Origin of the sequence: Microbacterium sp. (assembly GCF_035556355.1) — a bacterium.
In the GTDB taxonomy this organism is placed as follows: Bacteria; Actinomycetota; Actinomycetes; order Actinomycetales; family Microbacteriaceae; genus Microbacterium.
On the sequence record NZ_DATMFG010000021.1, the window covers coordinates 11,576 to 26,577 of the forward strand.

Sequence of the window (15,002 nt, forward strand, 5' to 3'; positions counted from 1 at the left end):
TCAGGCCTCCTCGAAGAACGGGGACTTCGCCGGTGCGTTCAGCAGCTCCAGCCGCTGGTCGTTCAGCTCCAGCAGCGAGATCGACGCGCCGGCCATCTCGAGACTCGTCGCGTACTCGCCGACGTAGCTCTTGGCGATCTCGATGCCGAGCCCGCTGAGGATCTGGTGCGTCTTGCGGTACAGCACGTACAGCTCCTCGAGAGGAGTCGCGCCCATGCCGTTCACGAGCACCGCGACGCGGGCGCCGGAGGTGAGCTCCAGATCGTCGACGAGGGCCTGCACGATGTGCTCGGCGATCTCGTCGGCGGTTTCGAGGGGGCCGCGGCGGATGCCGGGCTCGCCGTGGATCCCGATGCCGATCTCCATCTCGCCGTCGGGCAGCTCGAAGCTCGGCTGACCCGTCGTGGGAAGGATGGTGGGCGCGAGACCGATGCCCATCGTCGCGGTGTGCTCGACGACGTCCTCGGCGACGGCCGCGACCTCGTCGAGGGTGTCGCCGCGCTCGGCCGCCGCTCCGGCGGCCTTGTACGCGAAGAAGATGCCCGCGACGCCGCGGCGGTCCTGCTTGCGCTCCTTCGGCTGGCTCGCGACGTCGTCGCGGCCGAGCACCGTGCGCGTCGGGATGTCGTCGAGCTCGGCGAGGTCGACGGACAGGTCGAAGTTGAAGACGTCTCCGCCGTAGTTGCCGTACAGGTACAGCACGCCCGCGCCGCCGTCCACGGCCTTCGTCGCCTCGAAGATCTGCTGCGAGCTGGGCGAGCTGAACACGTTGCCGATTGCGACGCCCGAGCAAAGGCCCTTGCCCACGTACCCCTTGAAGAGGGGGAGGTGGCCGGAGCCGCCGCCGGTGACGATGCCGACCTTGCCCTGCTGGGGTGCGTCGGCGCGCACCAGCACCCGCAGATCATCGCCCGGCGTCTTCACCAGGTCGGGGTGCGCCAGCAGGATGCCCTCGACGAACTCGTCGACGAACGCCTCGGGGGCGTTGATGATCTTCCTCATTCTCCTGTGTCCTTTCTGCGACGCTCGGTGGCGATGGCGACGGTCTCGCTCGACGCCGGCGGGGCAGGCAGCGGTGATCGCCTGCGTCGCCTGAAGTTGATCTGGTCGAACACCATGACGGCGATGAGCAGGACGCCCTGCGCGATGGCGTACTCGTACGCGGACAGGCGCATCGCGGTGAACCCGCTGGAGACGACCTGCAGCGTGAGCGTCGCGAGGACGACGCCGAGGACGGTCGCGAAGCCGCCGTTCGGGTTCGTGCCGCCCAGCACCGCGATCACGATCGCGAGCAGGACATAGCTCGACCCGTAGTCGGCACTCGCCGAGGGGTTGCGGGCGAGGAACACCAGGCCCGCGAGCGCGCCGAGCAGGCCGCTCACCGTGTACGTGAGCATCAGCGTCGACCGTGCGCTGATGCCGGAGTAGCGTGCCGCGGCCGGGTTGGCGCCCTGCAGCTGCACCTTGCGGCCGATCGGGGTGCGATCGATGACGAGGGCCAGGACGATCGCGGCGACGATCAGCACGAGGAAGAGCACCGGGATGCCGATGAGCGTCGTCTTGCCGATGGTGGTGAGCACCGTCGGAGCCCCCGAGATCGTCACTCCGCCCGTCCACACGAGCGCCAGCCCGTTGAAGAGCTGCATAGTGCCGAGCGTGGTGAGGATCGGCGTGACGCCGACGACGCTGACGAGCACGCCGTTGACCGCGCCGAGCAGCGCACCCATGGCGATCCCCGCGAGGATGATCAGCCCGGACATCGCCTCGGCGGTCTCGGGCCCGGAGGTGGCGGCCACCAGCGTGTACAGCGACGACACCGTGATCGCCGCCATGTTCGCGATCGCCACGACCGACAGGTCGATGCCGCCGGTGAGCATCGCGATCATCATCGCGAGCGAGATCAGCCCGATCTCGGGCGCCCCGACCATGATGTTCTGCAGGTTGACGGGGTTCAGGAACACACGCGGATTGAGCGCGGCGAAGAGCAGGAAGGTGACCACCAGCAGGATCACCATGCGGCCCGCGCCGCGCTGGAGGTGGACGCGGTCGATGACGCTGCGCACCGCGCCGTCGAGTCTGCTGTTGGCCGTGCGCAGGCCGTTCGAACCGAGATCGCTCATGCTCGGCTCACCTCCTCTTCGAGCAGGACGGGCTTTCGGCGGTCGCGCAGCGCGGCCAGCGCCTGGATGCTGACGCCGATGATGAGCAGAGCGCCGACCGCGGCGCGCTGCCACGTGCTGGGGATGCCGATGAGCACGAGGTTGTTGTTGATCAGCTGCACGAGGACGACGCCGAGCACCGTCCCGAACACCGAGCCGCGCCCGCCGAAGATGGACGCTCCGCCGAGGACGACCGCGGCGATGATGTCCAGCTCGGTGCCGACGAGGGACTGCGGGTTTGCATTCTTGCCGAGGATCACCGAGATGACGCCGCCGAACGCGGCGAGCGCGCCGACGAGCACGTACAGGAGGATCTGCGTGCGCACGACTTTGATGCCGACCCGGCGAGCCGCCTCGATGTCGCCGCCGATCGCGAAGATGCTGCGCCCGAAGGTCGTGTGCTTGAGCATCCACCACACCGCGACGACGACGATCACGACCGGGATGAGCATTCCGTGCAGGTAGCCGGCCCCGGGGATGTCGACGAGGTGGGCGTCGCCGGCATCCGAGATGCTCGGGGGGAGCTTGGCCGCCGAGATGTAGGCGGAGCCGATGTAGGTGAGCAGGATCCCCTTGATGATCCCCTGGGTTCCGAGGGTCACGATCAGCGTGGGAAGCCGGAACCGCGCGATCACCACGCCGTTGACGAGGCCCCACAGGGCGCCGATCACGATCGCGATCGCGAAGATCCCGACGAGCGTGGGGTCGAAGCTCGCCTGCGAGGACCATTGCACGGTGGTGTACGCCGCGAAGATCGCGATGGCGGGGAACGAGACGTCGATCCCGCCCGAGATCATGACCAGCAGCACGCCGAGCGCGAAGATCAGCGGCACGAGGGAGCTGCGGACGAGGCCGAAGAAGGTGCTGGGCGTGAAGAACGCCGGGCTCGCGAGCGCCATGGCGATGGCCACGACGATGATCACCGCGGCGAGCACGCCTTCGTTGTTCGCCCCACGCAGACGACGGAGAATGTCCATCAGGCGGTCATCCTTTCCTGAATGCCGTCCACGTCGATGTCGTCGCCGACGACCTCCGCCACGACGTGCCCCGCGCGCACGATGAGCACGCGGTGGCAGCTCGACACGAGCTCGGGGATGTCGTCCGAGATGACGATGATTCCCATGCCGTTCGCGGCCTGCTCGCGGAGGATCGCGAAGATCTCCTCCTTCGAGCCGATGTCGACGCCGACGGTCGGCCCGTTCAGCATCAGGATGTTCGGCTTGCGATCGAGCCACTTCGCGATGACGACCCGCTGCGCGTTTCCGCCCGAGAGGCTGCGCACGGGCGCCTGCACGTTGGGCGCCTTGATCCGGAGCCGCCGGAACAGGTCGGCCATCGACCGGGCGATGCGCTTGCCGTCCAGGAGGAACGCCTTGTTGCGGTACGAGTCGAGCGACGCCGCGACCATGTTGTCGGCGATGGACTTCTCGAGGAACAGACCCTGCGTGAGGCGATCCTCGGGAACGTATCCGATGCCGGCTCGGACGGCATCCTTGATCGAGCGGATGCGGCGGGTGCGACCGCCGATCGTCACGGTGCCCGTGTCGGCGGGGGCGACTCCGAAGATCGCCTCGGCGATCTCGCTGCGACCGGAGCCGAGGAGGCCGGTGATGCCGAGGATCTCGCCAGGCCGGAGAGTGAAGCTGACGTCGGCGAACGCGCCCTTGCGGCCGAGGCCCTCGACGACCATCAGCGGCTCCCGGCCGTCGGGAAGCTCGTCGACGAGCCGCTCCTCGCTGACGTCGCGGCCGGTCATCGCCTTGGCGATCGCGCGGCCCGTGTACTCGGATGCGAGGCCGGACTCGACCACCTCGCCGTTGCGCAGCACGGTGACGCGCTGCGAGATCTGCAGCACTTCGTCGAGCTTGTGGCTGACGAACACGACGGCGACGCCGCGGTCCTGGAGCCGGCGCACGATCGTGAACAGGCGCTTGACCTCCGAGTGGGTCAGCGCAGTCGTCGGCTCGTCCATGATGAGCACTCGCGCCTCGCCGACCAGCGCGCGGCAGATGGCGATGAGCTGGCGATCCGCGACCGAGAGATGCTCGACATCGGCGTCGAGATCGATGTTCAGGCCGAGGTCGGCGACGATGCGCTCCGCGGCCGCGCGGATGCGGCGGCGCGAGGAGAGCTTGCGGCGGTCCGCGAGCTCGCTCAGCATGGCGATGTTCTCGGCGGCCGTCAGGTTGGGGAAGAGGGAGAAGTCCTGGTAGATCACCTGGATGCCGGCGCGGATGGCGCCGGTCGGTGTCGTGTGGGTGTGGGTCTCACCGTCGATCGTGATGGTGCCGGAGTCGGGCCTTTCGACACCGCTGATGATCTTGATGAGGGTCGACTTGCCGCTGCCGTTCTCACCGGCGAGGCAATGCACCTCGCCGGCTTCGAGGCTGAGCGACACTCCGCCGAGTGCGCGCACACCGCCGTACGTCTTGACGATGTCGCGCACCTCGAGGACCGTGTGCGCGGGACTCATGAGTGTGCGATCTCCTTCGAGTCGCCGCGCGGGAGCGCATCTGCTCGATGCACTCCCGCGCGGTCGACGAGCGATCTATCGGATCAGAAGTCGTATTCCGCGACGTTCGAGGCGTCGACGACCACGCCCGCCTCACCGGCGAACACGTTGTCGTAGCCCTCGAGCTTCACGAGCGACTCGTAGCCGGGAACACCGAGGTCGGTGCCCTCCTCGATCGAGCCGCCCTCCGCGAGGATCTTGGCGATCGCCAGCTGGGCCTTGCCGGCCATGGCCGGGTCCCAGAAGAAGATCTTGTCGATCGAGCCGGACTCGAGGTAGCTGCTGGCCACCGACGGGATCGACGTGCCCATCACGCAGACGCTGTCGCTCTTGCCGGCCTCCTCGACCGCACGCGCGATGCCCGTGACGTCGGTGCCCGCCGAGCCCTGGAAGCCCTTGATGTCGGGGTACTTCGCGAGCAGCTCCTTGGCCTTGTTGTAGGCGACCTCCTCGTCCTCTTCGGACTCGATCGGGTCCTCGAGGCGCGTGAGGTTCGGGAAGTTCGCCTCCTGGTTCTCCAGCGCGCCCTGGACCCACTCGCTGTGCGAGCCGTTGGTGAGGCGGCCGACGAACTGCACGTAGCCGCCCTCCTCGTCCATGCACTCCGCGAGGTTGTCCATGATCTGCGAGCCGTACGCCTTGTTCTCGAACGCCTCGATGTCGATGTCGACGTTCTGCATTCCCGCGCCCTCGTGCGCGACGACGATGATGCCCTTGTCGCGCGCCTCGCCGAGCACGGTCGCAAGGCCCGCGACGTCGTTCGGGACGACCGTGATCGCCACCGGCTCCTGGGCGATCAGGTTCTGGATGATCTCGACCTGGCCCTCGTTCGTGGCCTGGGCCGGACCCTCCTGACGCGCGTCGACGCCGGTCTCGTCGGCCCACTCGTCGACGCCGACCTCCATGCGGTCGAACCAGCCGATGCCGGTCGCCTTGACGACGGTGACGTACGCGCCCTCGGCGGTGCCGCCGCTGTTCGCGCCACCGTCAGACGATCCGCCCCCGGCCGTGGTGCCACATCCCGCGAGTGCGAACACAGTCGCTCCCGCGAGCAGGGCGATTGCAGGACTCTTTCGCTTCATACTCACTCCTTCGTGATCGGGTCGCTCACGGTGCGCGTTTGCGACGATCTGGCGCACGACATTACACAGAAATCGCGCATCTGTGCAATCGAATTCGCGCAGAGCGGGCAGCAGGCGCGCAGAGTCCGCGCGAAAACGCGCAGATCGCGCGGTATAGTCGTTCGCATCACCTAGCGGAGGAGTCGGATCGCAATGACGCGTGAGGCCCAGATCGTCGAGCTTCTCGTGGAGCGCGGCTTTCAGTCGGTCGCAGAACTGGCGAGCGTCTTCAACGTGACTCCGTCCACGATCCGACGCGATCTCGAGCGCCTCGAGGCGCGCGATCTCGTGCAACGCACGCACGGCGGTGCGCTGCCCGTGCGCCAGACCGATGCGCCCTTCGACCTGAAGGAGACTCTGCACCGCCGGGAGAAGGTCGCGATCGGGAAGGCGATGGCGGATCGCATCCTCGACGGCCAGACTGTCCTGCTCGACAGCGGCACGACGACGCTGGAGGTCGCCCGGCACCTCGCCAGCTCGCGCATCACGGTCGTCACGAACGACCTGCAGATCGGGGTGGAGATCGCGCAGCGTCGCAGCGCGAGCCTCGTGTTCATAGGGGGCGAGCTGCTCCCGAACGATGTGTCGATGTGGGGTCCGACGGCCGTCGAGCAGCTGCAGAATCTCCGCGTGAACGTCGCCATCCTGGGCTGCGACACCGTCATGGACGACGGTGTCTACAGCACGTCCAGCTACGAGATCGAGCTCAAGCGCACGATGCTGTCGATCGCGAGCGAAGCGTTCTTCGTGGCGGACAGCTCCAAGTTCGGTCGGGACGCCTTGTTCAAGGTCTCCGACCTCGAACCGTTCACGGCCGGCATCACCGACGCCCGGCTCGACCCGATCCGCGCCTCGGCATTCCCCGTGCCGCTCATCCGGGCGGCCGTCTGACGCTCTCGGTGTCCCTCTCCGCGTCGTAGCCCGAGCGCTTCGCACCGCGGAAGGCGGCCACGTGCGCGATCGTCCCGCGCACGACTCCCGCCGTGCGCGCGTTCGGCGACGCTCGCCCGGCCGATCCGCGTCGGCCGCCGGACGGGCATGAGCGGATGCGGGGATGGGGCCTTTCCGCCGCCTTGCGCGGGCGCGGATCTGCGCGCAAGCCAATAATGAGAAAGTTCTCACACTTTCTTGTGGAAGGTGCTATTTTCGCTCGTAAACGAGCCGATATCCCCACGGAGTCACGTTGTCGAACCATTCTGTTTTTTGCGCTGATTCCGACGCGCCTTCGGAATCCATCCCCACTCCTGAACGCCTCGCCCGCGAGAATCTGCCGCTCGCGAAGTACCTCGCCGTCGAGAAGGCGCGGACGGCGCAGCACGTGAATCTGGACGACCTCATCTCCGCCGCGATGTTCGGGCTCGCGAGGGCAGCGCTCTCGTACGAGCCCGAGCGCGGCATCCCGTTCGGCGCGTTCGCCCGGCACCAGATCACCTGGGCGATGCTCGACGAAATGCGCGGCGCCGACCCCGCGGGCGAGCGCGGCCGCGTGAAGATCCAGCGCGTGAATGTCGCCGCGGAGGCGGTGCGCGCGCGCACCGGACGCGACGCCACGCTCGCCGAGCTCGCCAGGGAGTCGGGTCTCGGCGAAGACGTCGTCGCCGACGCGCTGCACCTCGACGCGATGGTCCGCACGGCGACGAGCTTCGAGGCCCATTTCGACGCGGAGGAGGGCCGGCAGGCCGCCGACCTCACGAGCAGCGTCATCCTGCCCGAGCACGCCGCCGAGCAGTCCGAGACGCGCGCGATGCTCCTGCGCGTGGTCGAAGCGCTCCCCGCCGCGATGAAGCACGTCATCCGCGGCATCTACATCGAGGACCGCATGGTCAAGGACATCGCCGAGGAGCTCGGGGTGAGTCACGCCTACGTGTCGAAGCTGAGGCGGAACGGCCTCGAGCTCATGCGGGAGGCACTCGAAGCATGGGAGAGCGGGGGTGAGGGCGACCGCGGCACCAAGATCAAGGCGGAGTTCTTCGAGGCGGTGTTCGGTCGCCCGCCGCGCCGCACCCACGGTCGTTCCGACGGGCTGCTCGTCGCGTCCTGACACGATACGCCTCGATCGCGGTTACGCGTTCGGGCGGTGTCGCGAATGTCGGATGTGCAGGTCCACGGACGGACCCGCATCCGACCCCAGACACGGAGGACAACATGGGTCTTCAGATCGCAACCAACATCAGCGCGCTCAACGCTTATCGCAACCTGTCGGGCACGCAGAACGACCTGTCGAAGTCGCTCGAGAAGCTCTCGAGCGGTCTTCGCATCAACCGCGCGGCCGACGACGCGGCGGGCCTCGCCATCTCGGAGGGGCTCCGTTCACAGGTCAACGGCCTCAACGTCGCCACGCGCAACGCCCAGGACGGCATCTCGGTCATCCAGACCGCGGAAGGTGCGCTCACCGAGGTGCACTCGATCCTGCAGCGCGTCCGCGACCTGCTCGTGCAGGGCGCGAACGACTCGAACAACGACGACTCGCGTGCCGCGATCGCCACGGAGATCGAGCAGCTCGGCGAGGAGCTCACGCGCGTCGCGGCGTCGACGAACTTCAACGGCATCAAGCTGCTCGACGGCACGAACGCGACGCTGACGTTCCACGTCGGCGCGGGCTCGGTTGCCGCCGAGGATCAGATCGAGGTCAGCCTCGAAGATCTCTCGGGCCTGGGCGCGACCATCGGCGCGTTGACCGCCGACGACGCGGCGACCGCGCTGACGAGCATCGCTGCCGTGGACGCCGAGATCATCACGGTTTCGACCGCTCGCGCCAACCTCGGTGCGGTCCAGAACCGCTTCGAGTCGACGATCAACTCGCTGCAGGTCGCAGCCGAGAACCTCGCCGCTGCGAAGAGCCGCATCGCCGACACCGACATGGCGGCCGAGATGGTCCGCTTCACGTCGGCGAACATCCTGCAGCAGGCGGGCACCGCGATGCTCGCGCAGGCGAACCAGTCGGGCCAGGGCATCCTGCAGCTGCTCCGCTGACCCACCGCGCTTCCGGCGCACGAGGCGCCCGGGCGGGGACTTCCCCTTCCGCCCGGGCGCCTGAACACATGAAACGGTCATCCCCGAACCACCGATGGAAGGCATCCGGGCATGAAGATCGACGGCCTCGTCTCGGGTCTCAACACCGCCGAGGTGATCGACGCGCTCATGAACGTGCACGCGATCCCGAAGACGCTGCTCACGGCGAAGATCACCGACCGCAACTCGATCATCTCCAACCTGCAGTCGCTGAACACGTCGCTGCAGGAGCTGTTCGAGAAGGCGAAGGCGGCCGCGGGCGCGAGCTCTCTCGCCGCGTACACCGCGACCGCGTCCGCCGAGGGCGTCACCGTCGCCGCGGGTGCCGGTGCGCGAGCGTTCTCGACGAGCATCGTCGTCGACGCCGTCGCATCCGCCCACACGGTCGTCACGGCGGCCGCGGGCGCCGACGCGTGGGGCGGCACGTTCACGCTCGTCGCATCCGACGGCACGAAGACCGAGGTCAGCGCGACGGGCACGGGCCCGCACGACCTCGCGAAGGCGATCAACGCCGCGAAGGCCGGCGTGGTCGCGACGGTCGTGCCGGCGGGCACGGATGCCGGGGGCGATCCGCTCTCGCGGATCCAGCTCACCGCCGACAGGACCGGCGCGGCCGCCTCCTTCAGGATGTACCGCGGCACCGCCGACGAGGTCGCGGGGGGAACCGCGACCGATGTCGCTGCGGATGCCGGGGCGGCGGTCATCGCGCAGGGCGCGGACGCCCGCATCCGCCTCTTCGCAGGCACGGCGGCCGAGCAGACGCTGACGAGCGCGACGAACACGTTCACGCCGGCGGAGGGCATCGACGTCACGGTCTCGGCCGTCAGCTCCGACCCGGTGACCGTTACCGTGGCGCTGGACGCGAAGGCCCAGACCACATCGGCAGAGGCCTTCGTCAAGGAGATCGCCGCCCTGCTCACGCGCATCGACAACGGCTCGAAGGCGACGATCGGCGACGCGGGCGAGAAGACGCGGCTCGGCGTCTTCAGCGGCGACAGCACGGTGCGCTCGCTGCGGATCGCGCTCTCGAACGCCGTCCAGGCCCCGGTCGACGGCTGGTCGCCCTCGACCATCGGCATCTCGTTCGACCGGAATGGGGTGCTGTCCTTCGACGCCGAGAAGTTCGAGAAGGCGCTCGCCGACGATCCGGAGGGCACCCAGGCGATGTTCTCGCAGATCGCCGCCCGCGTTCAGGAGACCACGAACCAGTACTCGGACAAGTACGAAGGTCTTCTCACCCAGCGCATCACCGGTCAGCAGGACGAGGTGAAGAGCCTCCAGACGCAGGTCGAACGCTGGGACCTGCGTCTGGAGCAGCGCCGCGCCACCCTCGAGCGCACCTACGCGCAGCTGGAGGTGCGGCTGTCTGCGCTCCAGTCCCAGTCCGCGTGGCTGACGTCGCAGCTCGCCTCCCTGCCTTCTCCGCCGTCCTCGTCATCCTGACCGCGAGGACCTCCGCCACCGATTCTCTGGGAGCCCATGACGATGCGCACCTCACCGGAACGCGCCCGGCAGCAGTACCTCGAGCAGCGGGTCGCCTCGGCCTCACCCGAGCTGCTCGTGACGATGCTCTACGACCGGCTGCTGGTCGACATCGATCGCGCCGCCGCGGCGCAGGACAGCGCCGAGTGGATCGCCGCCGGGAACCACCTCATCCACGCGCAGCAGATCGTCGCCGAGCTGACCGCGTCGCTCACGGATGCCTGGGACGGAGCCGAGGGCCTGCGGAGCCTCTACACCTACCTCACCGGCCGGCTCATCGTCGCGAACGTCGGGCATGACCGCACCGCGACCGCGGAGTGCCGTGACATCGTCGCGCCGCTGCGCGATGCGTGGCACCAGGCCGCCGCGAAGCTCGCAGGGGTTCCGGCATCCGTCGAGTCCGCCCTCGCGTGAGCGACGTGACCGACGGGGCCGACCACCTCGCCGAGTGGCTCAGGCTGCTCGACCGATTCGAGGCCGCGCTCGATGCGGCCGACGAGCAGCTCGTGCCCCAGGAGCTCGAGCCTCCGCCGGGCCCGCCGCCCGAAGAGGTGCGCGAACGAGCCGAGGCGATCCTCGCGCGGCAGCAGCTCATGATCAACAGCGTCATCGCGTCGCGCGCGAAGGTCGCGCGTCAGCTCGCGGCGCTGCGCCGGGTCCCGACGACGCCGCCGGATGCGCCGGCCTACCTCGACGTCGAAGGCTGACGCATCGCGGTTACGCGATCGCGAACCTGTCGCGATAGTCGGCACCGAGCAGGGATCGCTCGACGTCTGGCCACGGATAGGCCCATCCCCAGCATCCGGAGTGCGCCGTGCTCGAATCCGTCACCGCCGTCGCGTTGTCCAGCGCGCTCGACGGCCTCTCTCTGCGTCAGCGCGCGATCGCCGACAACATCGCGAACATCAACACGCCCGGCTACCACGCCAAGCGCGTCCTCTTCGAGGACGAGCTGCGCGAAGCCGTCGCGCGCGGCACCGGTGCCGCCGAGGCGATCGTCGAGCGCTCGCTCGAGCCGACCCGCCTGAACGGCAACAACGTGAACCTCGACACCGAGACGCTGTCGAACATCGACACGGTGCTGCGCTTCCAGTTCGCGAGCCAGGCGTTCAGCGGCCAGGCCGACTCCATCCGCACGGCGATCGGGCAGGCATCCGCATGACCTTCGACGCGATCGGCATCGCCGGCACCGGCTTGAACGTGCACCGCAAGTGGCTCGACGCCCTGAGCGACAACATCGCCAACATCAACACCGCGACGCCCGCCGGCGAGGAGGCGTTCCGCGAGCGGCTCGTCACCGTGCAGGCGGGTACCCGGAGCCCGGGCGTCTACGTCGCCGGCGTCGTCGAGTCCGAGGCCGACGGCCGCCTCGTGTACGACCCGGAGCATCCGTACGCCGATGAGGCCGGCTACGTGCAGTACCCGAACGTCGACCTCGGCGACCAGATGAGCATGCTCATCCTCGCCCAGCGCGGGTACGAGGCGAACGCGGCCGTGGTCGACCGCGCGAAGACCGCCTACGAGGCGGCCCTCCAGATCGGACGCGGCTGATGTCCGGCCCGATCGACGCGATCCCGCCACTGGGCGCGGGATCTCTCACGCCGCTCAGCTTCGAAAGACCGGTTCCGGATGCGGCGGTCGCCGACGCCGCCGCATCCGGAGCCTTCTCCTCGACCCTCGCCGACGCCGTCGAGAACCTGCAGGAGCTGCAGTCGACCTCGAACGCGCTCGCCGTGAAGGCGGTCACCGGTGACCTGCAGGACATCCACCAGGCCACGATCGCCGCCACCCGCGCGTCGCTCACGCTCGATCTCGTGGTCGCCGTGCGCGACCGAAGCGTTGCGGCGTTCAACGAGATCATGAGGATGCAGGCCTGACATGCCGAAAGTGCTCGTGGGTTACTACGACCGTGCCAAGCAGGTCGTGTCGGGCTTCACGCTCGCGCAGCGCACCATCGCGATCATCGGCGTCGCGCTGCTCGCGATGGGCGCCGTCGCGCTGGGCGCGTGGCTCACGCGGCCGCAGATGAGCCCCCTGTTCACGGGGCTCAGCGCCGCGGACGCCTCCGCCGTCGTCGAGCAGCTGAAGTCGGCGGGTGTCTCGTACGAACTGACTGAGGGCGGTGCCACGATCCTCGTCCCCGACGACCAGGTCTACGCGCAGCGTCTCGCCGCCGCCTCCGCGGGCCTTCCCGGCGACACGAGCGAGGGCTACACGCTCCTCGATGAGATGGGCGTGACCGCGAGCGAGTTCCAGCAGTCGGTGACCTACAAGCGGGCGATCGAGGGAGAGCTCGCGCGCACGATCGGCGCCATGAAGGACGTCTCCACCGCGAGCGTGCAGCTGGCGATCCCGGAAGAGAGCGTCTTCGTCTCGGAGAAGCAGAACCCGACGGCATCCGTGTTCGTGAAGACCCGCAGCGGCGCGACCCTCGACGAAGACCAGGTGCAGGCGATCGTGCACCTCACGAGCGCCGCGGTGTCGGGGATGACGCCGCAGGACGTGGCGGTGACCGACCAGAACGGCCGCGTGCTCTCAGCCATCGGGGCCGGCATCGTCGGCGACGCCTCGAAGCAGGCGTCCGAGCGCGAGGCGAAGGTCGCCGCCGCCGTCACGCAGATGCTCGAGACGATCGTGGGCCCCGGCAACGCGACCGTGACGGTGTCGACGGACGTCACGAACTCCACATCGGAACGCCTCGAGGAGGTGTACAGCGCGCCGGACGGCGAGCTGAGCCCGACCGAGCAGACCACCACCGAGACCTACACGGGTGGCGGAGCCCCCGGCGCGGGCGTGCTCGGTCCCGACAACATCGCGGTCCCGAACGGCGGCAACGGTGAGGGGACGTACGAGTACGAGGAGACGATCCGCAGCAACGCCGTCAACAAGGCCACGGAGAAGACGGTGACCCCGGCCGGGGAGGTCACGCGGCAGACCGTGAGCGTCGCGCTCAACCGCGGCGAGGTCGCGGGCGTGACCGCCGAGCAGATCGAGGCGCTCGTGACGACGGCCGCGGGAATCGACACCGAGCGCGGCGACACCGTCGCGGTCGAGTTCGTGGAGTTCAGCCAGTCACCGGCGCAGCTCGCGGAGGAGGCGCTCGCGCAGGCGGAAGCGGAACGCGAGGCGCTGCTTCAGCAGGAGCTGCTGCGCTCGATCATCATCGGAGGGTCGATCCTGCTCGCGGCGATCATCGTCGTGGCGGCCCTCGTCGTGCGCCGGCGCATGAAGCGCCGCCTGCTGCACACGGAGGACGGGCCGATCGAGTACCTGGCCACGATGACCGAGTCCGAGGAGCAGAAGCTCAAGGCGATCAAGGGCTGGAAGGACCCGCTCGAGGTCACCGCGCCGCCCCCCGCCAAGACGCTGCCCACGGCGGTGCTCGACATCGAGGACGAGGAACCCGAGCCCGATCAGGTGCTCGTCGAACGCCGTCGGCGCGAGATCGACGAGATCGCGAAGTCGGATCCCGACGCGATCGCCGCCGCGCTCGCGAACCTCATGGATGAGGCGATGGTATGAGCCTGCTCGCGGAAAGGCCGACCGCCGATGTCGGCCCCGTCGACGAGACGGAAGACACGAACGAGACGGATGTCGCGCTCCAGCCCGCCCAGCCTGCCTCGGCCGCACCGCCGCTGAGCGGGCTGCGCAAGGCGGCGATCGTCCTCCTCAACATGGACCGCGCCGCCAGCGCCGAGGTGCTCCGCCGCATCGGCGAGGAGCGCGCCGAGCTGCTCGCCGCGGAGCTCACGCAGCTGGGCGGTGTGGACGTCGCCTCGACCGCTCGCGCGCTCGGCGAGTTCCGCCGCATCGCGGTCGGCGGCTCGGTGCCGTCGCGCGGGGGACAGGAGCTCGCGACGGGCCTGCTCGAGACGGCGTTCGGGCGCGAGAAGGCCGTCGGCATCGTGAGCCGCGTCATGTCGCAGGGCGCGGTGTCGTTCGACTTCCTCAACGCGGCCGATCCGGCTCAGCTCGCGACGATCCTCGAAGGGGAGCTGCCCGCGACGGTCGCCGTCGTGCTGGCGAACCTGCGGGCCGATCGCGCCGCGGCCGTCCTCGCGGCGCTGCAGGACCCGCTGCGCACCGACGTCGCGCAGGCCATCGCGACGATGGGCACCGCGACCCAGGAGGCGATCTCGATCGTGGCGGACTCGCTGCGCTCGCGCACGGGTGTGTTCGCGGTCCGCGACGTGCAGGAGTCGATCGGCGGCGTGCAGCCGCTCGTCGAGATCATCAACCGCTCCGACACCTCTCTCGAGAAGTCGCTGCTCGCCAGCCTCGAGGGGAGGGACCCGGCGCTCGCGGAGGACATCCGCGGCCGCATGGTGACATTCGCCGACATCGTGCGGCTCGACGACCGCGACGCGCAGCGCGTGCTGCGCGGGATCGACCTGCGGATGCTCGCACTCGCGCTCAAGGGCGCGGACGAGCCGATCGCCGAGGTGATCCGCCGCAACATGACCGAGCGCAACCGCGAGAACCTCGCCGAGGAGGCCCGCACGCTCGGTCCTGTGCGCATGCGCCAGGTCGACGAGGCGCGCGCCGAGGTCGTGCGCATCATCCGCGAGCTCGCGGCCGCCGGCGAGATCACGATCTCGCGCGACGACGAGGACGAGCTCGTCGAATGAGCCGCCCGCGGCGCGCGAGGTTACGCGCGTCGCACCCTGTCGCGATAGTCCGATGCGAGCACGGATCGCTCGACCTCCGCCACGGACC

The 15,002-nt window shown here is 69.1% G+C and carries 16 protein-coding genes; 11 read left to right on the plus strand and 5 right to left on the minus strand.

Annotated features, from left to right (window positions below):
- From VNR19_RS04575 to VNR19_RS04595, 5 genes are all read right to left on the minus strand, one after another.
- Entirely contained in the window at window positions 1-1,002 is a 1,002-nt protein-coding gene (locus VNR19_RS04575; protein ID WP_325724353.1) for a dihydroxyacetone kinase subunit DhaK, read from the minus strand.
- Window positions 999-2,120: an ABC transporter permease gene (locus VNR19_RS04580; protein ID WP_325724355.1), complete on the minus strand. Its 1,122-nt coding sequence runs from the start codon at window positions 2,118-2,120 to the stop codon at window positions 999-1,001. Before VNR19_RS04580 ends, VNR19_RS04575 begins: the two co-directional genes overlap by 4 nt.
- A complete protein-coding gene (locus VNR19_RS04585; protein ID WP_325724357.1) occupies window positions 2,117-3,136 on the minus strand; it encodes an ABC transporter permease in 1,020 nt (339 codons plus the stop codon). The genes VNR19_RS04580 and VNR19_RS04585 overlap by 4 nt, the downstream gene beginning before the upstream one ends.
- Entirely contained in the window at window positions 3,136-4,632 is a 1,497-nt protein-coding gene (locus VNR19_RS04590) for a sugar ABC transporter ATP-binding protein (RefSeq protein WP_325724359.1), read from the minus strand. The genes VNR19_RS04585 and VNR19_RS04590 overlap by 1 nt, the downstream gene beginning before the upstream one ends.
- A gap of 83 nt (window positions 4,633-4,715) precedes the next feature.
- Window positions 4,716-5,753 (minus strand): autoinducer 2 ABC transporter substrate-binding protein, encoded by a 1,038-nt coding sequence (locus VNR19_RS04595; protein ID WP_325724361.1) that lies wholly within the window; start codon window positions 5,751-5,753, stop codon window positions 4,716-4,718.
- A gap of 192 nt (window positions 5,754-5,945) precedes the next feature.
- On the opposite strand from VNR19_RS04595, the gene VNR19_RS04600 reads away from it, so the two are divergent.
- The 11 genes from VNR19_RS04600 (at window position 5,946) to fliG (ending at window position 14,914) form a co-directional block, all read left to right on the plus strand.
- Window positions 5,946-6,683 carry a DeoR/GlpR family DNA-binding transcription regulator gene (locus VNR19_RS04600; RefSeq protein ID WP_325724363.1) on the plus strand — a complete coding sequence of 246 codons (738 nt, stop codon included), beginning with the start codon at window positions 5,946-5,948 and terminating at the stop codon, window positions 6,681-6,683.
- A gap of 292 nt (window positions 6,684-6,975) precedes the next feature.
- The gene (locus VNR19_RS04605) at window positions 6,976-7,833 is read left to right on the plus strand and encodes a sigma-70 family RNA polymerase sigma factor (RefSeq protein WP_325724364.1); all 858 of its coding nucleotides are present in this window, start codon (window positions 6,976-6,978) and stop codon (window positions 7,831-7,833) included.
- Between the two features lie 104 nt (window positions 7,834-7,937).
- The gene (locus VNR19_RS04610; protein WP_325724366.1) at window positions 7,938-8,765 is read left to right on the plus strand and encodes a flagellin N-terminal helical domain-containing protein; all 828 of its coding nucleotides are present in this window, start codon (window positions 7,938-7,940) and stop codon (window positions 8,763-8,765) included.
- Window positions 8,766-8,876: 111 nt separating this feature from the next.
- Complete coding sequence (gene fliD / locus VNR19_RS04615) at window positions 8,877-10,247, plus strand: flagellar filament capping protein FliD (protein WP_325724368.1); 1,371 nt, start codon at window positions 8,877-8,879, stop codon at window positions 10,245-10,247.
- Window positions 10,248-10,283: 36 nt separating this feature from the next.
- A complete protein-coding gene (gene fliS, locus VNR19_RS04620) occupies window positions 10,284-10,700 on the plus strand; it encodes a flagellar export chaperone FliS (RefSeq protein WP_325724370.1) in 417 nt (138 codons plus the stop codon).
- Window positions 10,697-10,993, plus strand: coding sequence for a hypothetical protein (locus tag VNR19_RS04625; RefSeq protein ID WP_325724372.1), 297 nt, complete (start codon window positions 10,697-10,699; stop codon window positions 10,991-10,993). The genes fliS and VNR19_RS04625 overlap by 4 nt, the downstream gene beginning before the upstream one ends.
- Window positions 10,994-11,100: 107 nt before the next feature.
- Window positions 11,101-11,448 (plus strand): flagellar basal body rod protein FlgB, encoded by a 348-nt coding sequence (locus tag VNR19_RS04630; protein ID WP_325032968.1) that lies wholly within the window; start codon window positions 11,101-11,103, stop codon window positions 11,446-11,448.
- Window positions 11,445-11,837, plus strand: a complete 393-nt coding sequence (locus VNR19_RS04635; RefSeq protein WP_325724375.1) for a flagellar basal body rod protein FlgC — start codon at window positions 11,445-11,447, stop codon at window positions 11,835-11,837. Before VNR19_RS04630 ends, VNR19_RS04635 begins: the two co-directional genes overlap by 4 nt.
- Window positions 11,837-12,163, plus strand: coding sequence for a flagellar hook-basal body complex protein FliE (gene fliE, locus VNR19_RS04640; protein ID WP_325724377.1), 327 nt, complete (start codon window positions 11,837-11,839; stop codon window positions 12,161-12,163). The genes VNR19_RS04635 and fliE overlap by 1 nt, the downstream gene beginning before the upstream one ends.
- Before the next feature lies 1 nt (window position 12,164).
- Entirely contained in the window at window positions 12,165-13,808 is a 1,644-nt protein-coding gene (gene fliF, locus VNR19_RS04645; protein WP_325724379.1) for a flagellar basal-body MS-ring/collar protein FliF, read from the plus strand.
- Complete coding sequence (gene fliG, locus VNR19_RS04650; RefSeq protein ID WP_325724381.1) at window positions 13,805-14,914, plus strand: flagellar motor switch protein FliG; 1,110 nt, start codon at window positions 13,805-13,807, stop codon at window positions 14,912-14,914. The genes fliF and fliG overlap by 4 nt, the downstream gene beginning before the upstream one ends.
- Window positions 14,915-15,002: the final 88 nt, after the last annotated feature.